The organism is uncultured Gemmiger sp., from assembly GCA_944388105.1.
Taxonomy (GTDB): Bacteria; Bacillota; Clostridia; order Oscillospirales; family Ruminococcaceae; genus Gemmiger.
This window is the reverse complement of sequence record CALXHN010000011.1, coordinates 13,006-35,105: the sequence shown is the minus strand read 5'-3', so window position 1 is coordinate 35,105 and position 22,100 is coordinate 13,006. Positions and strand designations below refer to the sequence as shown.

The 22,100-nt window shown below is 65.1% G+C and carries 18 protein-coding genes; 12 read left to right on the top strand and 6 right to left on the bottom strand.

Annotated features, from left to right (window positions below; all coding sequences use genetic code 11):
• Nucleotides 1-2: 2 nt before the first annotated feature.
• A complete protein-coding gene (locus tag Q0K17_RS02570; protein WP_294539579.1) occupies nucleotides 3-620 on the top strand; it encodes a DUF308 domain-containing protein in 618 nt (205 codons plus the stop codon).
• Nucleotides 621-667: 47 nt separating this feature from the next.
• Nucleotides 668-2,098 (top strand): FAD-dependent protein, encoded by a 1,431-nt coding sequence (locus tag Q0K17_RS02565; protein ID WP_294539576.1) that lies wholly within the window; start codon nucleotides 668-670, stop codon nucleotides 2,096-2,098.
• A gap of 103 nt (nucleotides 2,099-2,201) precedes the next feature.
• On the opposite strand, the gene Q0K17_RS02560 is transcribed toward Q0K17_RS02565, so the two are convergent.
• The gene (locus Q0K17_RS02560; RefSeq protein ID WP_294539573.1) at nucleotides 2,202-3,695 is read right to left on the bottom strand and encodes a trypsin-like peptidase domain-containing protein; all 1,494 of its coding nucleotides are present in this window, start codon (nucleotides 3,693-3,695) and stop codon (nucleotides 2,202-2,204) included.
• A 223-nt stretch (nucleotides 3,696-3,918) separates the two neighbouring features.
• On the opposite strand from Q0K17_RS02560, the gene Q0K17_RS02555 reads away from it, so the two are divergent.
• From Q0K17_RS02555 to Q0K17_RS02535, 5 genes are all read left to right on the top strand, one after another.
• Nucleotides 3,919-4,797, top strand: coding sequence for a GNAT family N-acetyltransferase (locus Q0K17_RS02555; protein ID WP_294539570.1), 879 nt, complete (start codon nucleotides 3,919-3,921; stop codon nucleotides 4,795-4,797).
• A 195-nt stretch (nucleotides 4,798-4,992) separates the two neighbouring features.
• On the top strand, nucleotides 4,993-6,606 hold the full coding sequence (locus tag Q0K17_RS02550; RefSeq protein ID WP_294539567.1) for a peptide chain release factor 3: 1,614 nt from the start codon (nucleotides 4,993-4,995) through the stop codon (nucleotides 6,604-6,606).
• Between the two features lie 220 nt (nucleotides 6,607-6,826).
• Nucleotides 6,827-8,215 (top strand): radical SAM protein, encoded by a 1,389-nt coding sequence (locus tag Q0K17_RS02545; RefSeq protein WP_294539565.1) that lies wholly within the window; start codon nucleotides 6,827-6,829, stop codon nucleotides 8,213-8,215.
• Nucleotides 8,212-9,306: a hypothetical protein gene (locus Q0K17_RS02540; protein ID WP_294539563.1), complete on the top strand. Its 1,095-nt coding sequence runs from the start codon at nucleotides 8,212-8,214 to the stop codon at nucleotides 9,304-9,306. Before Q0K17_RS02545 ends, Q0K17_RS02540 begins: the two co-directional genes overlap by 4 nt.
• On the top strand, nucleotides 9,296-11,344 hold the full coding sequence (locus Q0K17_RS02535) for an AAA family ATPase (protein ID WP_294539561.1): 2,049 nt from the start codon (nucleotides 9,296-9,298) through the stop codon (nucleotides 11,342-11,344). The genes Q0K17_RS02540 and Q0K17_RS02535 overlap by 11 nt, the downstream gene beginning before the upstream one ends.
• Nucleotides 11,345-11,419: 75 nt before the next feature.
• On the opposite strand, the gene Q0K17_RS02530 is transcribed toward Q0K17_RS02535, so the two are convergent.
• Nucleotides 11,420-11,968, bottom strand: a complete 549-nt coding sequence (locus Q0K17_RS02530) for a hypothetical protein (protein ID WP_294539559.1) — start codon at nucleotides 11,966-11,968, stop codon at nucleotides 11,420-11,422.
• A gap of 380 nt (nucleotides 11,969-12,348) precedes the next feature.
• Here Q0K17_RS02530 and Q0K17_RS02525 point away from each other — a divergent pair, with 380 nt between their 5' ends.
• Genes Q0K17_RS02525 through Q0K17_RS02510 form a run of 4 tightly spaced genes read left to right on the top strand, consistent with a single transcriptional unit; the run spans nucleotide 12,349 to nucleotide 18,002 of the window.
• Nucleotides 12,349-13,203 (top strand): DegV family protein, encoded by an 855-nt coding sequence (locus tag Q0K17_RS02525; RefSeq protein WP_294539557.1) that lies wholly within the window; start codon nucleotides 12,349-12,351, stop codon nucleotides 13,201-13,203.
• Entirely contained in the window at nucleotides 13,200-13,793 is a 594-nt protein-coding gene (locus Q0K17_RS02520; protein WP_294539555.1) for a hypothetical protein, read from the top strand. Before Q0K17_RS02525 ends, Q0K17_RS02520 begins: the two co-directional genes overlap by 4 nt.
• 25 nt (nucleotides 13,794-13,818) lie before the next feature.
• Nucleotides 13,819-15,447 carry a GH3 auxin-responsive promoter family protein gene (locus Q0K17_RS02515; protein ID WP_294539553.1) on the top strand — a complete coding sequence of 543 codons (1,629 nt, stop codon included), beginning with the start codon at nucleotides 13,819-13,821 and terminating at the stop codon, nucleotides 15,445-15,447.
• Nucleotides 15,444-18,002, top strand: a complete 2,559-nt coding sequence (locus Q0K17_RS02510; protein WP_294539551.1) for an HD domain-containing phosphohydrolase — start codon at nucleotides 15,444-15,446, stop codon at nucleotides 18,000-18,002. Before Q0K17_RS02515 ends, Q0K17_RS02510 begins: the two co-directional genes overlap by 4 nt.
• A gap of 63 nt (nucleotides 18,003-18,065) precedes the next feature.
• Here Q0K17_RS02510 and Q0K17_RS02505 read toward each other — a convergent pair whose 3' ends face one another.
• The 3 genes from Q0K17_RS02505 to Q0K17_RS02495 all read right to left on the bottom strand — a co-directional run bounded on the left by Q0K17_RS02505 (nucleotide 18,066) and on the right by Q0K17_RS02495 (nucleotide 20,282).
• Nucleotides 18,066-19,028, bottom strand: coding sequence for an ROK family protein (locus Q0K17_RS02505; protein WP_294539549.1), 963 nt, complete (start codon nucleotides 19,026-19,028; stop codon nucleotides 18,066-18,068).
• Nucleotides 19,029-19,187: 159 nt separating this feature from the next.
• Nucleotides 19,188-19,766 (bottom strand): ECF transporter S component, encoded by a 579-nt coding sequence (locus tag Q0K17_RS02500; RefSeq protein WP_294539547.1) that lies wholly within the window; start codon nucleotides 19,764-19,766, stop codon nucleotides 19,188-19,190.
• A 96-nt stretch (nucleotides 19,767-19,862) separates the two neighbouring features.
• The gene (locus Q0K17_RS02495; protein WP_294539545.1) at nucleotides 19,863-20,282 is read right to left on the bottom strand and encodes a cupin domain-containing protein; all 420 of its coding nucleotides are present in this window, start codon (nucleotides 20,280-20,282) and stop codon (nucleotides 19,863-19,865) included.
• Between the two features lie 121 nt (nucleotides 20,283-20,403).
• On the opposite strand from Q0K17_RS02495, the gene Q0K17_RS02490 reads away from it, so the two are divergent.
• On the top strand, nucleotides 20,404-21,294 hold the full coding sequence (locus tag Q0K17_RS02490) for a LysR family transcriptional regulator (protein WP_294539543.1): 891 nt from the start codon (nucleotides 20,404-20,406) through the stop codon (nucleotides 21,292-21,294).
• 58 nt (nucleotides 21,295-21,352) lie between these two features.
• Here Q0K17_RS02490 and Q0K17_RS02485 read toward each other — a convergent pair whose 3' ends face one another.
• Nucleotides 21,353-22,099 carry a nitroreductase family protein gene (locus Q0K17_RS02485; protein WP_294539541.1) on the bottom strand — a complete coding sequence of 249 codons (747 nt, stop codon included), beginning with the start codon at nucleotides 22,097-22,099 and terminating at the stop codon, nucleotides 21,353-21,355.
• Nucleotide 22,100: the final 1 nt, after the last annotated feature.

Below are 22,100 nucleotides of genomic sequence, written 5' to 3'. Positions count from 1 at the left end.
TCATGCTTCATCATCTGCGTACCGGCATGCTGGTGCTCAGTGTGCTGTATTTTGTCCTGGGTCTGGCCCTGCTGGCCGCCCCCGCCGCCAGCCTGCCCTGGGTGTGCGCCGGATTCGGCCTTCTCATCGCCCTGACCGGCGCCCGCAGCCTGTGGCGGTATTCCCGCAACAAGGAGAAGGGTCTGGCCGCCTGGTTCACCCTGGCGGGCGGTGTGGTCACCCTGGCCCTGGGCCTGTTTGCCCTGCTGCGCCCCGATTTTGTGCAGTGGGTGCTGCCGGTGGTGTTCGGCGTCTTTCTCCTGGTGGACGGCGCCGCCCGGGAACAGAGCGCCTGGGCGCTGGTGCGCCGCAAGGGCCAGCGCTGGTGGGTGCTGTTTGTGCTGGGCTTTGTCACCGGCATTGCGGGCATCCTGCTCATCCTGCAGCCCTTCTCCGACTGGCCGGTGGATTCCATCTGGCTGTCCGGCCTGCTGCTGATTATCGAGGGTGTGCTCAACGCCGGATGCACCCTGTACACCGCCCTGCTGCTGCACGACCTGGACAAGGCCGCCGAAGCCCCGGCGCCCACGGACGACGGGGAAGCCCCCGCCGACCCCGACCCGAGCGATCCGCAGAGCTGATCCTGCTGATTTTTTTCACAACACAACAAAAGGAGACCCATCGACCCATGCAAACTCAGTATGACCTGATCATCGTCGGCGCCGGCCCTGCCGGTATCTTCACCGCCCTGGAACTGCTGCGCAAGAGCAGCCGCTCCAAAGAGCTCAAGATCCTGCTCATCGAGAAGGGCAAACCGGTGGAGCGCCGCCACTGTCCCAAAGCCGAGGTCGGCCACTGTGTGAACTGCAAACCCAACTGCGCCATCACCACCGGTTTTTCCGGGGCGGGCGCTTTCTCCGACGGCAAACTGTCCCTGTCCCGGGAGGTGGGCGGCGAGCTGCCCGAACTCATCGGGGAGGACTTTGCCCAGGACCTCATCGACTACACCGACAAGATCTACCTGGAATTCGGCGCCGATCCCCATGTGGAGGGCGTGTATGAAGGGGCCGAGATCAAGGAGATCCGCAAGCGCACCATCCAGGCGGGCCTGCAGCTGGTGGACTGCCCCATCCGTCACCTGGGCACCGAGAAAGCCCAGCAGCTCTACCTGAACATCCAGAACTATCTGGCTGCCCAGGGGGTGGAGATGTGGTTCGAGACCGAGTGCGACAACATCCTGCTGGACGGGGACACCTGCCGGGGCGTGGTGGCCCGCAAGGCCGGCAAGCCGGACGCCGAGGCAGTCCGGGTCACCGGCCGCCAGGTGGTCATTGCCACCGGCCGGCGGGGCGCCGACTGGCTGGAAAAGATCTGCGCCGAGCACAACATCGCCCACCGTCCGGGCACCGTGGACATCGGCGTGCGGGTGGAATGCCGCAACGAGATCATGGAGACCATCAACAACGTTTTGTATGAGGGCAAGCTCATCGGCTATCCCAACCCCTGGAAGAACAAGGTCCGCACCTTCTGCCAGAACCCGGGCGGCTTTGTGGCCCAGGAAAACTACGACAACGACCTGGCGGTGGTCAACGGCCACAGCTACAAGGACCTGAAGAGCTCCAACACCAACCTGGCCATCCTGGTCAGCCACAACTTCACCGAGCCCTTCAACCAGCCCATCGCCTACGCCCAGAAGGTGGGCGAACTGACCAACATGCTGGGTGCGGGGCACATTCTGGTGCAGCGGTACGGGGACATCCTCAACGGCAAGCGCACCTGGCCCCAGGAGCTGGCCCGCTCCAACGTCCGCCCCACCCTGAAGGACGCGGTGGCCGGTGACATCACCGCCGCCATGCCCTACCGGGCCATGGTGAACATCATCGAGTTCATCAAGATGGTGGACCATGTGGTCCCGGGCTTTGCCGCCCCCGAGACCCTGCTCTACTCCCCCGAGCTGAAGTTCTACTCCAACAAGGTCCGCATGGACACCGACCTGGAGACCAACGTGGCCAACCTCCACTGCCTGGGCGACTCCTCCGGCTGGACCCGCGGCCTGATGATGGCCTCGGTCATGGGCGTGCTCATGGGCCGCAAGCTCATCGAGAACCACGGCTTCTGATGGCCTTTTGATGACCTTTGCCTGAACAGCAAAACACCCCCGGCGCGAAGCAGACGCTTCGTGCCGGGGGTGTTCTTATTCATTCACGCAAGGGTCAGACGTATCAGCCCGCGGCGTTCTCGGTGGTGGAAGCCGCGCTGGTGTTGGTGCCTTCGCCCAGCACCACCTGGTAGGTGGCCATCTTGCCGTCCCGCTCGATCTGCAGGTTGACGGTGTCGCCCACCGCCTTCTGCTGCAGGTAGCCGGTCAGGTCGCTGCTCTGGGAGACCGAGTTGTCGTCAATGGCGATGATCCGGTCGCCCACCTGCAGGCCGGCGTTGGCCGCACCGCTGCCCGGGGTGATCTGGTAGATATACACGCCGTAGTCGGACACACCGAACTGCATGGCGTTCTCCTGGGTAACGGTGACCACCGTCACGCCCAGGGCCGGACGCTTGACGTAGCCGTTCTCGATCAGATCCTGGGCAATGTCCATGGCGGTGTTGATGGGGATGGCAAAGCCCAGACCTTCGGCGTTGGTGGCCTCACCGGTGTTGGTGGTGGAGCCGCTCTTGGCGTTGACGATGCCGATGAGTTCGCCCTGGCCGTTGAACAGGCCGCCGCCGGAGTTGCCCGGGCTGATGGCCGCGTCGGTCTGGATCAGGCTCATCTCATTGCTTTCCACTTCCACCGAACGGTTCACCGCGCTGATGATGCCGTCGGTGACGGTGCCGCTCAGGGTACCCAGGGGGTTGCCCACGGCCACCGCCAGCTCGCCCACCGCCAGGGCATCGGAATCACCGATGGTGGCAGCGCTCAGGCCGGTGGCGTCGATCTTGACCACCGCAATGTCGGAGGTGGTATCCGCCCCCACCACGGTGGCGGTGTATTCGGTGTCGTCAGGCAGCTGCACCTTGATGTTGGTGGCGCCGTTGACCACATGGGCGCAGGTCAGGATGTAGCCGTCCTGGCTGATGATGACGCCGGAACCGGCGCCGCTCTGCACATAGTTGCCGAACCAGCTGTTGGTGCTCACCATCTGCTCGGTGGTGATGGCCACCACGCTGGGCTGGGCCTTGGCCGCGATCTCGGTCATGGACAGGTTGGTGCCGCCGGTGCTGCCCTGGGTGGAAGCGGTGGCGTTTTCGTCCCGCTGCACCTGCTGGACCACCACCTGGCTGCCGGTGAGTCCGGCGCGGGAAGCCGCCACCGTGCCCAGCAGGCCGCCGCCGAAGCCCAGCACCACAACGCCCACACCGGCCAGGATGCGCAGGCCGATCTTTTTGCCGCCCTTCTTGCGGGGCGGGGTGGGCGGGGTGGGCTGTGCGCCGTACCCGTTCACCGGACCGTTGGGGCCGGCAGGACCGCCGGGGTTGCCGGGGTTGCCGTAGGGTTCACTGTGGGGGGCGGTGTAGCCGGCATAGGCCTCGCCCGCCGGCTGGCCGCCCTGTCCGTCGCTGGCAAAATCGGTCTGGGCGGTGTTGGCGGTGTTCATGCCGCTGCTGCCCACGTTGGGATATCCGCTGTCCGCCGGATTCTGCGGCGGCGTCTGTCCGCCGGTGGGCGGAGTATTCTGCGGGTTCTGGTGATACAGACCCGAGTAATCATATTCGCTCATATTCGTGCACTCCTTTAATCTATTTCATACCAGGATCGGCGTCCGAAGCGCCTCCGGCTCTTTCCTTGAGCTTGGTTCCCAGTATAAATGCCAATTGTGAAATTGGTTTTTCCTGACCGTGAAACAAATGTGAAAAGCCCGCCCCGCAAGCCCCTTTCCGCCCTTGACAAAACCCGGTTTTTGGCCGTATTCTAATGACAAATCCCAGGAAAGGAGCCGCGCCATGCAGGTCACCCGGCAGGACAACCGCTATCTCTTGTACAAGGAATCCACCCTCATCGGTCAGGCCGAACTGGACGGGGACCGCATCACCATGTTCACGGTGCAGCCCCAGTGGCGCAACCGGGGGTACGGCAGCTATCTTCTGCGGGAGATGCTGCGCCTCAACGACGGTTTTGCCCGCCAGACACCCAGCCATTTCACCGCCCCCGCGCCGGAGAATGCCGCGGCGGCGGCCCTGCTGCACAAGTTCGGCTTTTCCCCCACGGGGGAGGCGGACGGTTCCTGGCAGCGGGTGCGTTCCCCGGACATGACCGCCGTGGAGCTGTGCCACCGGTTTCTGGAAGGCACCATCCCCACGGGCGGGACCTTCCTGGATGCCACCTGCGGCAACGGCCACGACACCCTCTTCCTCTGCCGCAAGGCGTCTCCCAACGGCCGGGTGCTGGCCCTGGACATCCAGCCCGCCGCGGTGGAAGCCACCAACCGGCTGCTGGCGGAACACGGCCTGCAGGGGGTGGGGCGGGCCATCGTCTGCGACCACCGGGACCTGGGGCATCTGGTGCCCCCCGGCACCCTGGACGCAGCGGTGTTCAACTTCGGCTGGCTGCCGGGAGCGGACCATGCGGTCCACTCGGCGGCGGAAAGCACCCTGCCCGCTTTGCAGGCGGCGCTGGATGCCCTCAAGCCCGGGGGCGTGCTGACGGCGGTGCTGTACAGCGGCAAGGTCATCGGGGACGGGGAAAAGCAGGCTGTCCTGGAATTTTTCCGCGCCCTGCCCCTGACCAAGTACACCGTGCTGGTGTGCGAGTTTGCCAACTGGGCCTCCACGGCGCCCCTGCCCTGCTTTGTGCTGAAAAAGCCTTTTCAGGCAGGTCTTTGACCATTATACCACACCCCGGACGCCCCTCCAAGGCGGTCCGGGGGATTTTTTGTGCGCCGGAAGGCAAAAATCCGTTGCATTTGCGCCCCAAACAAGGTATGATAGAAAAGTATGCTTAGAATAGAGGAGTGTGCCCCCATGTGACCGATGCGTTTGGGCCGTCACTGTCACAATCAACAAGGAGTAATTGGAAATATGGCTTCATTGCGTGAAGAAATCGAAAGCCGGCGCACATTTGCGATCATCTCGCACCCGGACGCCGGCAAAACCACCCTGACCGAAAAGCTGCTTCTGTACGGGGGCGCCATCCAGACCGCCGGTTCTGTCAAGGGCAAGCAGAGCGCCAAGCACGCCGTGTCCGACTGGATGGACATTGAAAAGCAGCGCGGCATCTCGGTCACCTCGTCGGTGCTGCAGTTCCGGTACCAGGGCAAGTGCATCAACATTCTGGACACCCCCGGCCACCAGGACTTCTCGGAGGACACCTACCGCACCCTGATGGCGGCGGACTCTGCCGTCATGGTCATCGACGCGGCCAAGGGCGTGGAGGCCCAGACCATCAAGCTGTTCAAGGTCTGCACCCTGCGCCACATCCCCATCTTCACCTTCATCAACAAGATGGACCGGGAAGCCCGGGACCCCTTTGAGCTGATGGAAAACATTGAGGAGATCCTGGGCATCAAGACCTACCCCATGAACTGGCCCATCGGCTGCGGCAAGGGCTTCAAGGGCGTGTTCGACCGCAACAGCCGCCGGGTCCTGGCCTTTGAGGGCGACGGCCGCGCCAACGGCGTGAAGATGGTGGACGAGATCGAGGCCGGTCTGGGGGACCCTGCCCTGGACGACCTCATCGGGGCGGACAACCACCAGCGTCTGGCCGACGACATCGAGCTGCTGGACGGCGCCGCGGAGGAGTTTGATCTGGCCGCGGTGCACCGGGGCGAATTGTCCCCGGTATTCTTCGGGTCGGCGCTGACCAACTTCGGCGTGGAACCCTTCCTGCGGGACTTTTTGCGCCTGACCCCCACCCCGCTGCCCCGCAAGGACGCCGAGAGCGGCGAGCTGGTGGACCCCCAGAGCCCGGATTTCTCCGGTTTCATCTTCAAGATCCAGGCCAACATGAACAAGAACCACCGGGACCGCATCGCCTTTGTGCGCATCTGCTCCGGCAAGTTCGAGCGGGGCATGGAAGCCTTCCATGTGCAGGAGAACAAGAACATCAAACTGGCCACCGGCACCAGCATGATGGCCGATGACCGCGCCATTGTGGACGAGGCCTACGCCGGGGATATCATCGGCCTGTTTGACCCGGGCATCTTCTCCATCGGCGATACCCTGTGCACCGGCAAGCCCCATGTGCGGTTTGCGGGCATCCCCACCTTCGCCCCCGAGCACTTTGCCCGGGTGACCCAGGTGGACACCATGAAGCGCAAGCAGTTCGTCAAGGGCATGGAACAGATCGCCCAGGAAGGCGCCATCCAGATCTTCCGGGACCTGGGTTCCGGCATGGAGGAAGTCATTGTGGGCGTGGTGGGCGTGCTGCAGCTGGAAGTGCTGGAGTACCGCCTGAAAAACGAGTACAACGTGGACATCCGCCTGCAGACCCTGCCCTATGAGTATATCCGCTGGATCCTCAACACCCCGGACGAGCTGGACCCCAAGACCCTGGACGTGACCAGCGACACCCGGGCCATCGAGGACCTGAAGGGCAACCGCCTGCTGCTCTTCGGCAGCCCGTGGAGCATCAACTGGGCCCAGGAGCACAATTCCGACCTGCGCCTGTCCGAATTCGGCAACCTCACCTTCTGATCGTTATCTCCCGTCCGCGGCCTGCGGGCGGGATTTTTTTGGTTTCACCCGTCCGCACACCGCGGGCGGGTGTTTTTCTTTGTTGGGCACTCTCCTTGTCCCATGGGCAGTTCTGTGGTATAATATCCACACATTTACACGGGCTTTTGTACAATCTTTGCCGGGGCGCGCCCGCGGGGCCGCCGCCTGCTTTTCTGAATACGATACAGGAGGGTATCTCATGCCGCTTTTGAGCCGGGCCGAGACCCAGTTTCTGCGCCGCCATCTGGACCATGTGTGCCACATCACCCTGGACCCGGAAGGACCCGGCGCCCTTCGCATCCATCTGGTGCCCAGCCGGCACCAGCACACCGACGTGCCCTTTGTGGCCATCCTCAACGGAAAGGACATCCTGCCCCTGAGCGTTTCCTGGGCCATTCTGCTGGCCAACCTGATGGAAACCCTGCAGCCCTTTGAAGGCCAGGAGATCGGGGAGGAGCAGTGGCAGCAGGCCGCCGACGCCGCCGTGCAGGCCACCTGCGCCGTGTACAAACGCACCCCGCCGGAACAGATCGCCGCCGACCTGCGCTCCATGATGGAAGCGCTGTCCGCCATCGCCAGAGGCAAGGCCCCCGCCCAGGAGATCCAGCCCATGGACCTGGGTTCCTATGCCCGCCACATGGCGGCGCCCCACCGCATGGACCTGCTCATCAGCGCCATGGTCAAGGACGGGGCCTGGCACTGCAACCAGAAATGCCTGCACTGCTACGCCGCCCGCCAGCCCTACGGCGAGACCGAGGAGCTGGACACCGACCAGTGGCTGGCGGTCATCCAGAAATGTCGGGCGGCGGGCATCCCCCAGCTGACCTTCACCGGGGGCGAACCCACCCTGCGCCACGACCTGGTCAAGCTGGTGGACGCCGCCCAGTGGTTCGTCACCCGGCTGAACACCAACGGCCGGATGCTCACCAGCGCTTTGTGCCACGACCTGTATGAGGCCAGCCTGGACAGCGTGCAGGTCACCCTGTATTCCGCCGACGAATCCATCCACAATACCCTGGTGGGGGCCCCGGGCTATGCGGACACCATTGCCGGTATCCGCAACGCCCTGGCCGCCGGCCTGAACGTGAGCATCAACACCCCGCTGTGCAGCCTGAACCGGGACTATGCATCCACCCTGGCCCTGGCCCATGAACTGGGCATCCGGTACGCCACCTGTTCCGGGCTGATCCCCGCGGGCAGCGCCCAGAGCCCCGAGAGCCGGGGCACCCGCCTGTCCCCCGCCGAACTCACCCGGACCCTGAAAGACGCCCGGGCCTTTGCGGAGGCGCACGGCATGGAGCTGGACTTCACCAGTCCGGGCTGGCTGAAGGAGGAGACCCTGCGGGAGCTGGGCTTTACCCAGCTGCCCAGCTGCGGGGCCTGCCTGTCCAACATGGCCATCGCCCCGGACGGCACCGTGCTGCCCTGCCAGAGCTGGTTGTGCGGACCGGGGCTGGGCAGTATCCTGCACCAGCCCTGGCGGCGCATCTGGAACCATCCGGCCTGCCGCCGCATCCGCCGGCAGAGCGCCAAAATGCTGCACATCTGCCCTCTGGGCGAAACGCCTTTGCAGGAGGACGAATCATGAACACACTGCTTTTCCGCGCCCGCCGTCTGGCCGCCCTGCTGCCTGTGATCCTGCTGCTGAGCCTGCTGGCGGCGCTGCCCGCCCGGGCGGACAGCGGCGATCTGGACCGCATCAACGCCTACACCGTCACGGTGGACCCCCGGGCAGACGGCAGCGCTGACATCACCTATGACATCGACTGGGAGGTCATCGGCGGCAGTTCCGACGAGCCTCTGTCCTGGGTCAAGATTGGTCTGGCCAACGGGCATGTGGACGAATTTGAGAACCTGACCCCGGACACGGTCTCGGGGGTGCGGGTACAGACCGAGGACGGCAACACCTTTGCCCGCGTCACCTTTGTGTACCGGTACTATGAGCCCGTCTATGCGGCCCAGTCCGGCCAGCAGAGCCGGGTCCGCTTTTCCTTCCGGGTGCACCAGAGCCACCTGTACACCGTGTCGGACGACGGCACCGCCAGCTACAATTTCACCCCCGGCTGGTTTGACGACCTGTGCGTGGAGCAACTGACCATCCGGTGGAAGGCTGCCGACGGCATGACCGCCGACACCGACACGATGGAAGACGGGTATTATGTGTGGGACTTCGGCGCTTTGGACCACGGGGAGAAAGCCACCGTCCGGGTGCAGGTCCCTGCCGCCCTGGCCGACACCTACGACCCCACCACCCGCATGCAGCCCGACGAGATCCAGAGCAGGGACAGCCTCATCATCCTGGTCTTCATGGTCTCCGTCTTCGCCTTTGTCTTTTTCATCTTCTGGATGTACGCCACCACCTGTCCCCGCTGGCGGGGCGGCTTCGGCCGCAGTGACCGCCGCTGGTACAGCAACGGCCACCACGTCATCCATCTGGCGCCGGGGGCAGTCCCGCCCCCGGGCTACACCCCCACCGCACCGCCCGCCGGCTTCCATGCGGACGGCGGTTCCTTCCGGGGCGGCGGTGCCGGACGCACCGGCGGCGGATGTGCCTGTGCCTGTGTTTCCAGCTGTGCCTGTGCCTGCGCCTGTGCGGGCGGCGGACGGGCCGGCTGCAGCGTGAAGAATTTTTACCGCATCACCGTGAAAAGCGACAAGGAGGCGCCCCATGAGCATTGAGGACGGGTATGACGCCTGGGTCCGGAGCCTGATGGGTTCCCGGGGCTCCGGCAGCAAGGAACAGGCCGATGCGGCCGTTGCCAGTCTGGCCGACATGCAGGCACAGCTGGATGCCCTGGCCGCCGGCAGCAAGCGCCGCCGCTCTGCCGCCGACGCCCTGGACGCAGTGGACCGGGCGGCGGCCGCCACCACCGAGAACGTCCGCCGGATGAGCACCGAACTGACCCGCAGTCTGCGCAGCGACGGTCTGCTGGACGATACCAAAGCCTCCGCGCCCGGGCCTGCCCCCGCCCGGGGTGCCGGGTTCCAGGGGCTGGCCGCCGCCGTGCGCACCGAGGTGCTGGGCCAGGACGCCTTTGTGGCGGATGTGGTCAAGGCCTTCCGCCGTCCCTTTGTCATGGGCACTGACGACCCCCGCAAAGCCCGGGGGCCCATGCTGCTCTGCGGGCCGGAGGGCACCGGCCGCCACTACACCCTGCGGTGTGTGGTGCGGCAGATGGCCGACCGGGGCCTGCTGCCCAACGCCGACATCGAGACCCTGGACCTGGCCCTCTACCCCGGCCCCGCCCAGGAAAAGCTCTTTCTGCAGGACCTGTACGCAGCCCTGCAGTCCCCCGCCCAGGTGCTGGCCTTCGACCACTACGAGGCCTGTGCCTCCTCCTACCTGAACATGGTGGCTGACCTGGCCATGGACGGCACCCTGGCCCTTTCCAGCCGGTATGTGCTGCAGCGGGGCATCCTGGTGGATGTGGGCACCGCCCTGGCCCCGGGGGCCGTGGGTGAGCTCAGTGCCGGGGGCAAGTATTTCGTCTTTTTCTCCGAGAAGGATGAGGCCGCCCTGGCCGACCGGTTCGGCGCCCGGTTCGTGGACGCCCTGGCCGGGGATATCTGCCGCACCGACCCCTTCACCCCCGAAAGTCTGGCCGCCATCGCCGCCCGGGAACTGAACTTCCTGGCCCAGAAGACCCGCCGCCAGTGCGGGCTGGCCCTGTCCATGGGGGCGGACATGCGGGATTATCTGGCCGCCCAGTACGGCAAGCGGGGCGGCATGAGCGCCATGCGGGAGTTTGCGGACCTGCTCTTCCGCGCCCTGGCGGAATATGTTCTTTCCACCGACACCGCCCCCGCCGACGGCACCCCCGCGGTGCTCACGGTGCGGGAGGGCCGGGTCTTTGCCGCCGTGGACGGCGGGGAGGCCTTCGACCTGCTCAGCCTGCTGCCCCAGCAATACCGGGGTGACGTGGAGGCGGTGGAGGCCGAGCTGGACCGCATCGTGGGCCTTGCCCAGGTCAAGACCTTTGTGCGGGACATCGCCAAAAACGTGCAGGCCCAACAGCGGCGCAAGGCCCAGGGCCTGCCGGTGGCGGAGATCAACATGCACATGATCTTCACCGGCAACCCGGGCACCGGCAAGACCACCATCGCCCGCATCCTGGCCAAGTACCTGAAGGCCATCGGCGCCTTGCGGGGCGGCCAGCTGGTGGAGGTGGGCCGTGCCGACCTGGTGGGCCGGTATGTGGGCCACACCGCCCCCCTGACCAACCAGGTCATCAGCAGCGCCCTGGGCGGGGTGCTGTTCATTGACGAAGCCTACAGCCTCTACCGGGGCGGGGAGGACAGCTTCGGCCTGGAAGCCATCGACACCCTGGTGAAGGGCATCGAGGACCACCGCAACGATCTGGTGGTGGTGCTGGCGGGCTACACCAAAGAGATGCAGACCTTCCTGGCCGCCAACTCCGGTCTGGCCAGCCGGTTCCCCAACCAGATCGAGTTTCCCGACTACACCGCCGACGAGCTGTGGGCCATCACCCGGAGTCTGGCCGCCGCCAAGGGCTACCGCCTGGACGAAGGCTGTGCCCTGCCCCTCAAATCCTGGTTTGCCCGCCGTCAGGCAGAGGACGCCGCCAAGGCGGGCAACGGCCGCATGGCCCGCAACGCCCTGGAACGGGCCATCCTGAACCAGTCCCGCCGTCTGGTGGCCGACCCGGCCGCTCCCCTGGACCTGCTGCTGCCCGGGGACTTTGAACTGGACGACTGACGCAGAACACAAAGGACCCCCGCCAACGGGCAATCCGTTGACGGGGGTCTTTTTCTGTGATGTTTCGGGGATGCCTCACTCGGCAGGTTCTTCCCTGTCCGGTCCTTTCAGCATGAACCGGGTCAGCTGCACAAAGCCCACCCCCATGGCAGCCATGGCCACCACCTGGGCAAGGCGCAGGATGGCGGGCATCATTTCGCCCACAAGCAGCGCCAGCACAAACAGGCCGGCCGCATATTCAAACCGGATGGCCGCCTTGGGCGGGCGGGGCGCACCGCCCCGGGCTTCCCGCACGCCGGCTTCCTGCACGGCGCCGTTGGCATAGTAGGCGATGCTGAAATACAAAAACGCCGCTCCCGCCACCATGGGCATCTGGGCCAGACTGCCCCCGTCCAGCACGGTGCCCAGGGCAAAGGCCACCGCGGCCGCCACCGCCGGCTTGGCGGCGCTGCCGTATTCCGGGCGGATCTTGCGCAGCATGCCGCAGCCCACCGCCAGCAGCACCGACGCCAGCGCGTACAGCACGCAGCTCACCGCGTCCCAGGGCAGGGCCAGACTGCCCAGCAGCCCGCACACACAGCCGGCCGCCAGCACCCGGCGCGCCTTCGGATTGGATTGTTCCATCTTCCTTACACCTCGCAGCCTCTTCTGCTTTTTCCCTATGATAGCACAATCCGCTGTCCCCGGCAAGGCAGCGGGGTCCACTCTTGATCTATATCTATTTTTGGCGTTCAGCCGTCCCAAACCAGCTCTTTTTCCTGTACAGTTGTGCAATATGCCTTTTGGCTGGTACCCACCGCCCCCGCTGCCGCAACAGATTGTGTGAGGCCGCTTTTCCCCGCGTCATTTTTGGGACTTCGACAAGATTGTGCACTTCTTGACAAGTTCCCTCTCCCACGCGCATAATAAAGTAGATTTCGTCTGTCCTGAAATCGGTTCCGGCCCGCTCCAAAGGGAGTTGGCGGGACCCGTTCTGTTTTGTATACAAGAAGGAGCTGTCGCGGATGGTACATATTTTGACCAATTCGGTCTGTGATCTGACCCCGCAGCAGGTGGAGGAGCTGGGCGTCACCGCCATCCCGGATTATATTGCCTTCAGTCCCACCGAGCAATACCGCAACAACATCGAGATCGACCCGCCCACCCTGTACCGGCGGCTGGCGGATTGTGAGGAGCTGCCCAAGACAGCCCATCCCAATCTGGAGCAGTTCATGCAGGCATTCCAGGCGGCTGCGGCCGAACCGGGCTGCACCGAGCTGCTCTGCCTGAGCCTGACCAGCAAGATGTCCGGTTCCTGCAACACCGCCCGCAGCGCCGTCAAGCTGCTGGAGGAACAGGGCTTTGCCACCCCCGTGACCATCTATGATTCCCAGCAGGTCTCCTACGGGCTGGCGGTCCTGGTCCGGGAGGCCGCACGGCTGGCGGCGGAAGGCCTGACCGCTGCCCGGATCGTGGAAAAACTGGAGGAACTGCGTCCTCATGTGGGGGTCTACTTTGCCATGGAGTCCCTGGCCAACGCCCGCAAGGGCGGCCGCGCCGGGGCCATCCGGGTGCTGGCCGCCGACCTGCTCAAGGTCAAACCCATCCTGGTGTTCAAGGACGGGCTGGTCAGCGATATCGGCATCGTCCGGGGCTTTGACCGGGCGGTGGACCGGGTGGTGGACCTGTACCGGGAGAGAGCGGTCTACGGCGGGGAGGTCTTTGTCTTTCACGCCGACCGCACCCAGCTGGCCGAGACCGTGGCCGAACGGCTGCGGGCCATCGACCCGGAGATCCGCATCACCATCGGCTGGGTGGGCGCCGTCATCGGCATTTATACCGGGGCGGGCTGCCTGGGTCTGGCCTTCCGCCAGAAATGACGGCCATCCGGCTGGCCTGCCTGGGTCTGGGCGCCCTGGCTTTCGGGCTGATGTTCCTTTCCGATTACGCCCAGGTACTGCACGGCCGCCGGGGCGCCGGAGCGCTGTTTCCGGCGGGCGGCGGATTGCTGGCCCTGGTCACCGCCGTGCTGGCTGCCGACGCCCTGCGCCGGTATGCCCACGGTCCCGTCTCCCTGGTGTTCGGCGCGGGGGCGGTGCTGCTGCTGGGCCTTCTGGTCTACACCCTGTTTTTTGCCCTGCCGTCGGGCGGCAGCAGCGCTGCCACCGCCCGACCGGATGAGCTCCGCCCTCTGGTGGACACCGGCGTGTTCGCCCTGTGCCGGCATCCGGGGGTCCTGTTCCTGGGCGGGTTTTACGCCTGCCTGTGGGGCGCGCTGGGCGGCTGGGCCCTGGGCTGTGCCTTTGTGCTGTTCACCGCCCTGGACGCCGCCTATGCCGCCTGGCAGGGCGCCGTCGTCTTTCCCCGCAGCATCCGGAACTATGCGGCCTACCGGGCCGTCACGCCCCGGTTTCTGCCCACCCTCCGCAGCCTGCGCCGCTGCCTGCGTACCCTGCGCACCCCGAAGTAAAATCTGAAAAAAGGGATGTCCTACCATGACCTTTGAGGAAAAGCTGAAACAATGTCCGGCCGCCGAAATCTGGCAGGAATACTGCGGTTTTCTGGACCTGACTCTGCCGGAGTACATGCAGATCCAGAACCGCCTGGTCATGGAGCAGGTGTCGCTGATGGCCGCCTGCCCGCTGGGGCAGCGCCTGTTCAAGAACGGTGTGCCCCGCAATGTGGAGGAGTTCCGCACCCTGGTCCCCCTGACGAAATTTGAGGATTACGCCGACGTACTGCTGCCCCAGCGGGAGGAGATGCTGCCCGCCAAGCCGGTGGTGTGGCTGCACACCACCTGGGAGGGCGGCGATTTTCCCTCCAAGCGCGCTCCTTATACCGAGAGCATGCTGGAAGCCTACACCCGCAACATTCTGGCGGCCATGATCCTGTCCACCAGCAAGGGCCGGGGCCATTTTCATGTGCGGCCCGGGGCCCGGGTGCTGTACAGTCTGGCCCCCATGCCCTACGCCACCGGCATGTTTCCCGACCTGATCCGCCCGCAGATCCGCCTGCGGTTCATGCCCTCGGTGCGGGAAGCCCGCAAGATGAGCTTCGGCCAGCAGACCCGCCTGGGATACAAGCTGGCGGTCAAGCACGGCATGAACCTGTTTTTCGGCATGAGCAGCGTGCTGTACGGCGCCACCCGCAACCTGGACAGTCTGGCCGGCGGCGGGGGCGGCGGCAGTCTGAGCCTTCTGTGGGGGATGAGTCCCCGCATGCTGGTACGGCTGCTGTCGGCCCTGTACCGCTGCCGGCGGGACGGCACCCATCTGCGGCCCCGGGACCTGTTCAAGCTGGACGGGTTTGTCTGTGTGGGTACCGACACCGCCCTGTACAAGAACGAGCTGGCCGAAGCCTGGGGCATCCGTCCCCTGGAACTGGCCGGCGGCACCGAGCCTTCCTGCATGGGCACCGAGACTTGGAGCAAGAACGGGCTGGTCTTTTTCCCGGACGCCTGCTTCTATGAGTTCATTCCCGAGCACGAATACCTCCGGGAACTGGAAGATCCCGCCTACACGCCCCGCACCTATCTGATGGACGAGCTGGTGGCCGGCCAGAAATACGAGCTGGTCATCACGGTGCTCAAGGGCGGCGCCTTCCTGCGCTATCGGGTGGGGGATATCTACCGCTGCCTGCGTCTGCGCAACCCGGAGGACAAGCTGGACCTGCCCCAGTTCGAGTATGTGGACCGCATCCCCACCGTCATCGACATTGCGGGCTTCACCCGCATCACCAAACGGGAGATTGAAAAGGTCATCACCCTCTCCCGCCTGCCCATCGGGCACTGGTTCGCGGTGAAGGAATACGACGCCGACGGCCACTCCTACCTGGACCTGTACGCGGAGCTGGACTCGGACGATCCCGGCGCCGCCAGCCTGTCCCGGCAGATTCTGCAGGAACATCTGTCCATCTACTTCCGCTCCTATGACGGAGATTACAAGGACCTGAAACGCCTGCTGGGCATGGACCCGCTGCGGGTGACCATCCTGAAATCCGGCACGGTGGATGCCTATACCGCCCGCACCGGCCGCCGGGTCCCGCCGGTGGGCGCACCCCGGGAGATCGTGCTGGACATCCTGCATATGCAGGGTCCGGCGGAAGAAGGGGGTGAGGACCGGTGACCCTGAACGAACGCCTGTTCATCATTGTGCCCCTGCTTTCCCTGCTGTGCAACCTGTTTCTGTTCCTCACCGCCCTGAGCACCAAGAAGGACCGCCTGGTCTATGCCTTCATCGCCCTGCTGGGTGCTTTCACCATGTGGTCCGGCGGGTCCCTCTTCATGCGCCTGCAGCTGGCACCGGGGTCCCCGTTCTGGTACATGGTGTCCATCACCGGCATCTTTCTGGTACCTTTCCTGGTCTACAACTTCATCTACCGGTTCACCGCCACCAAGGCGCCCTTCTCCCACATTGTGCAGGGGGCCATCTGGCTGGTGATCCTGCTGCTCAACGCGGGCAACGTCTTCATCACCGACCCCCACATGGTCACGGTGGGCCACGAGACCCGCTTTGAGTACGGTGTCTCGCCCCTGGTGGCCATCCCCATCCTCATGGCCGTGTACACCCTGCTGGCCTCCTGGCGTCTGGCTTACAAAAGCTGCCGGAACGGCCAGACGGACATCGCCCAGTTCCGCCCCATGCTGGTGGGCGTGGCGGTCATGTTCGCCTGCACCGTATCGGCGGTGCTGCCCCAGATGGTCTCGCTGCCGGTGGATACCTTCTCCTGCATGGTCAACGCCTGCTGCCTGTACTACATGCTGTACCGGCGCCGCCTGGTGCCCCTGCGCAGCTTTGCCTCCAACGGGCCGGTGTTTGCCATCGCCCTGATCTGCGCCAGCGTGCTGCTGGTCAGCTGCTATCGTGCGGCGGACGCCTTCTATGCCCGGTATTTTGCCAACTTCATGCCCTACAAGACCATCGTCTTCTCGGTGGCGGTGTCGGTGCTCACGGTGCTGCTGTTCTGCCTGGTCCGCCGCCTCATGACCGCCATCCTGCTCAAGGGCGCCGAACAGCAGAACGAGGAACTGCGCCGGTTCAGCACCGACGTGAACAAGACCCTGAGCATGAACGCCCTGCTGCAGCTGTACCGGGATTACCTGCAGCACACCATGCCCGGATACACCGCCCGCATCTTTGTGCTGGACAGCCGCACCGGCTGCTACGAGATGCGGGATGCCACCGAGATGTCGGTGGCCTGCCGGGACAGCTTTGCCGCCGACGATCCGCTGATGGTCTGGCTGAAATCCCGGGGCTGCTGTTCCCAGTACGCGGAATTCACCCGGTCCCGGTATTTCCGGGCCCTGTGGCAGAAGGAGAAGGACCGCCTGGACCAGATGCGGGTGGAACTGCTGCTGCCCGTCATGAGCGGGGAGGAAATGACCGCCCTGACCCTGTTTTCCCGGCAGGACACGGCCGCCCGCCGCGCCCTGTCCCAGGACCGGCTGAGCATGCTGGATTCGGTGGCGGCGGTGCTGGCCATTGCCCTGAACAACGCCTCCCTGTATGAGGCGCTGCGCAAAAAGGCCCAGTTTGACCCGCTCACCGGGCTGTACAACCGCAGTTATTTCCAGGAAGTGCTGCAGCGGGACTTTGATCTGGCCCGCCACGACCAGCTGACGGTGCTCATCATCAGCTTTGACGACTTCCGGCTGTACAACGAACTGTACGGCGCCGCCGAAGGGGACCGCATCCTCAAGCGGTTTGCCAACGCCCTGCGGGTGCTGGTGGGCAGCCGGGGCACCGTGGCCCGGTACAGCGGCAAGGAATTTGTCATCAGCTTCCCCTTCTGTGCGCCGGACACCGCCACCGACTGCGCAGAGCAGGCCCGCCAGTGGCTGCGGCGGGAAGTGGTGGGCTCCGGTCAGACCACCCGCCGTTTCCTGACCTTCTGCGCCGGCATCAGCAGCTATCCCACCTGTGCCCGCAGCGTGGAGGAGCTGCTGACCTATGCGGGCATGGCCGTCTACTCCGCCAAGAACAGCGGCAAGAACCGGGTGTGCCTGTACACCCCCGAGCCGGAGGACACCCGCATCGCCAAGAGCTACGCCTCCAAGCGGGCCCTGGCGGACAGCTGTTCTTCCACCATCTTCGCCCTGACCGCCGCCATCGACGCCAAGGACCATTACACCTTCAGCCATTCCCAGCATGTGGCGGAATACGCCGCCGCCCTGGCCCGGGCCGCCGGTCTGGACGCCGAGCACATCGAGATCGTCCGGCAGGCGGGTCTGCTGCATGACATCGGCAAGATCGGCACCCCGGAGACCATCCTTTCCAAGACCGGCCGCCTGACCGCCGAGGAATACGATGTGATCAAGCAGCATGTGGAGGATTCCATCTCCATGATCCGGTACCTGCCCTCCATGGACTACGTCATCCCTTCGGTGCTGGGCCACCACGAACGGTGGGACGGCCAGGGATATCCCCGGGGCATCGCGGGGGAGCAGATCCCCATCGGGGCCCGGTGCCTGTGTCTGGCCGATTCCTTTGACGCCATGGTCTCCCGCCGCAGCTACAAGGACGCGCTGAGCGTGGACCGGGCCCTGCAGGAGATCGAGGACAATTTGGGTTCCCAGTTCGACCCCCGCCTGGGCAAGCTGTTCATCGACCTGGTGCGCAGCGGAAAGATCCAGGTGCACGCCGACGCCGCCCCCGAGCCCTCGTCCGAACCCGCCCGATAAGACAACCGAAAAGGACCGCCGCCCCACAGGGGGCAGCGGTCCTTTTTTGCTGCAGATGTACGTTCAGCGGGCGGTGCGGCCCAGCAGCGCCGCGCCGATGACCCCGGCCCGATAGCCCAGGGTGCAGGTGGTGATGGTGGTCTTTTTGTGGGCATGGGCCGCGCCGAAGACCAGGGGCTCCACCTTGGCCCGCAGGGGGACCAGCAGGGCTTCGCCCTGGTTGGCGATGCCGCCGGACAGCCCCACCACCTGGGGGAAGAAGATGTTGATCAGGTTGGCCACACCGGCGGCCAGATAGCCGATGTAGTTGTCCACCACCTGGGCGGCCACCGGGTCCCCGGCATCCCGGGCATCAAAAACGGTGCGGCCGGTGACCTCTTCCAGGGTGGGGGCCAGCTTCCACAGCCCGCTTTCGGGGTGGGCCTGCATGGCTTCCCGGGTCTGGCGGATCAGGGCGGTGGCGCTGGCAAAGGCCTCAAAGCAGCCCCGGCGCCCGCAGGTGCACAGGGGGGCGTCGGCACTGCCGTCAATGGCCATGTGACCGGGTTCGGCGGCGGCGCCGGTGTAGCCGGTGAGCAGCTTGCCGTCCAGCACCACACCGCCGCCCACGCCGGTGCCCAGGGTGATGATCACCGCGCTCTGGGCGCCCTTGGCGCAGCCGGCCAAAGCTTCGCCCAAAGCGGCGGCGTTGGCGTCGTTGGCCAGACGCACCGGCATGCCCAGGGCCTTGTGCAGGTAGTCCCCCATGGCAAAGTCCGCCCAGTCCAGGTTGTTGGAGTACAGCACCATGCCGGTGGTGTCATCCACCGTGCCGGGGCAGCCCACACCCACGCAGGCCACATCGGCGGTGCCCAGTTTTTCTTCCTTCATCAGTTCCCGGCACAAACCGGCGATGTCATCACACACCGCTTCCGCCGGACGGGGCAGACGGGTGGGACGGCTGCCCTCCCGCAGGATGCGGCCATCCTCCTCTACCAGGGCGGCCTTGATGTTGGTGCCGCCCAGATCCACGCCAAGATAGATCATCTGTTTTCCTCCTGTATTCCGGCCCGACCCGCAGCCGCGGCCTTACTTTGATTTTATTGTATCATCTTTGCGGCGGCTGACAAGCCCCCGGCCATCAAAAAAGGCCCCTCCGCCGCGGGGTGGGCGAAAGGGGCCGGGGAAAGTCCTGATTTTGGGGGTTCAGCTTTCTTTTTTGGCCGGGTTGTGGGCGTGGCTGAACCGGCGCAGACCGGTGCGGTCCAAAGCCACCATGAAGGCGGGGATGAACACCAGCTGCAGGATGATGCCGGGGATGGCGTTGGTGAAGGCCCCGGCCAGGAAGGCCGCCCAGGTGAACCCGGAACCGCCCAGGCCCAGCAGCAGCACTTCGGCCAGACCCCAGACCAGACGGCCGCCCAGCATGGCGCCGATCAGGCAGACGTACAGGGCCTTGACGCACTTCCAGCGGGAGTGGGCGTACAGCCAGCCGGCCAGGATGCCGTAGGCGGCCAGCTCAAAGGCCATGGCAGCGCCGGTGGGATAGATGGGGGGCATGCCGAAGAGCAGATAGCGCAGCAGGGGCAGCACAAAGCCCACCAGACCGCCGTACTGCCAGCCGCAGATCAGCCCGCAGAGCAGCACCGGCAGGTGCATGGGCAGCAGCATGCTGCCGATCTGGGGGATCTGGCCGGTCAGGAAGGGCAGCACCAGACCGATGGCCATGAACATAGCGGCCAGGGCCAGGTTCTGTACCCGGGAATTTTGGTTCTTGTTTTCCATAAAACGGGATTCTCCTTTGCAAAAGGTTGTCGGTCCGCAATGCGGCCTATCTGAAAAATATGGTATCACATTGTGACCAGCCCTTGCAATAGCAATTCAGGGTAACAATTGATACTCTGCCTCGTCCACCGGCTCGCACCACTCGTTGGAGGTCTCCACCCCGGGCACCTCGATGGCCAGATGCTGGAAGGCGCTGTCCCTGGCGGCGCCGTGCCAGTGCTTGACCTCCGGCGGGATGTTCACCACATCCCCGGGGTGCAGTTCCCGGGCGGGCTGGCCCCATTCCTGGTAGTAGCCCCGGCCTGCGGTGACCAGCAGGATCTGGCCGCCGCCCTGCTTGGCATGGTGGATGTGCCAGTGGTTGCGGCACCCGGGCTCAAAGCTCACGTTGGCAATGCCCACCTGGGCGGTGGACAGGCTCTGCAGCCAGCTCTGGCCGTCAAAAAACCGGGCGTAGGCGTCGTTGGGCTGCCCCACGGGGAAGATGCTTGTCTCTTTCAGTTCGTTCCAGTCCATATCGCAGACCTCCTGTTGTTCTGACCTTTTTCTTTATTGTACCCCGCCGCCCCTTGACAGGGAAGTGCCGGTTTTGTACCATAGTATCAACCAAAAGTTTCTACTGTCAGGAGGTTGTCCCATGTTCAATCCCCAGCTCACCGTTTTTGTCCGGGTGGCGGACCTGGGCAGCTTCAACAAGGCGGCGGAAAACCTGTACATCTCCCCCACCGCCGTGATGAAGCAGGTCAACGCCCTGGAAAAGCACCTGGATCTGACCCTGTTTGTGCGGGGCCGCCGGGGTGTGACCCTGACCCCGGAAGGGCAGGTCATCTACCGGTATGCCCGTCAGATGTTCGAGCAGTCGGCCAAAGCGGTGCAGGAAGCCCGGGCGGCGGCGGACTTTGCGGCCACCACCTTCTGTGTGGGCACCTCCATCCTCAACCCCTGCAAGCCCTTCATGGATCTGTGGGACAGGCTGTCCGGACAGTTTCCCGGCTACCGGCTGCACATCGTCCCCTTTGAGGACGACCACCAGGGCATCCTCAACGAGATCGGGGCCCTGGGGGTGAAGTTCGACTTTCTCATCGGGGCCTGCGATTCCCGCCAGTGGCTGGACCGGTGCCGGTTCCTGCCCCTGGGACGGTACCATCACTGCATAGCGGTACCCCGGGACCATCCCCTGGCCGCCCGGGGAAAGCTGACCATCCGGGACCTGTACGGGCAGACCCTGATGATGGTACGCCGGGGGGATTCCCCCTCGGTGGACCGGGTGCGGGACGAGATCGAGCGCCACCCGGCCATCCGGATCGAGGACACCTCCCAGTTCTACGACCTGGAAGTGTTCAACCGCTGTGCCCAGACCCGCCAGCCCCTCATGACCCTGGACTGCTGGGCGGAGGTCCACCCCTCCCTGGTGACCCTGCCGGTGGACTGGGACTTCACCATCCCCTACGGCCTGCTCTACCAGCTGGACCCCATCCCGGACGTGGCCCGGTTCGTGGAGCTGGCCCAAGCCCTGACCCGGCCGTAAGGCTTTGCACATGACAAAAGGAGCCGCCCCGGCCGGGACGGCTCCTTTGTTTTGTGGTTTATTCCACGCCGAAGGTGAAATCCTTCAGGTAGACGGCCGCACTGCGGCTCATCTCCTTGCTGAAATCGCTGTTGTACTTGAAGGCGCAGAAGGGCGGGATCTTGGCATCAAAATCGTACTCGCCCCCGGCCCGGGCCGCAAAATCCGCCCGCAGTTCTTCCTCGGTGCGGTCCCGGTAGAGGTTCTCGCACACCACCGCTTCCCGGGGGAAGCGGACGGGCTTGGCCCGGTCCTTCTGCTGCTGGGTGGGGCGGCCGAAGATCAGCATGGCCGCAGGCACCACATGGGCCGGCAGGTGCAGGGCTTTGCGCATGGCCTCGCAGTTTTCCAGCACATCCCCGATGTAGCAGCTGCCGATGCCCAGGCTTTCGGCGGCGGTCACGGCGTTCTGGGCCGCGATGCAGCTGTCCGCCACGGCCAGCAGCAGGTCCCCGGGGCCGGGGTCCCGGATTTCCTGCCCCGCTGTCCGGAACACCCGGGGCCAGCGGCGGCAGTCCGCCAGGAACACCAGGCAGAAAGGCGCTTTGGTGATCATGGGCTGGTGGTCGCACAAATCGGCCAGGGTCCGGCGCAGGTCGGGGTCGGTGATGTTCAGGATGGTGTACAGCTGCTGGTTGCCGGCGGTGGGCGCCTGGAAAGCGGCCTCCAGAATGGCGGCCTGCTCCTCCTTCGTGACCGGCTCATCGGTGAAGGCCCGCACCGACTTGCGGGCGTACAGCTCCCGCAGGGTCTGGTTGTCGGTCATG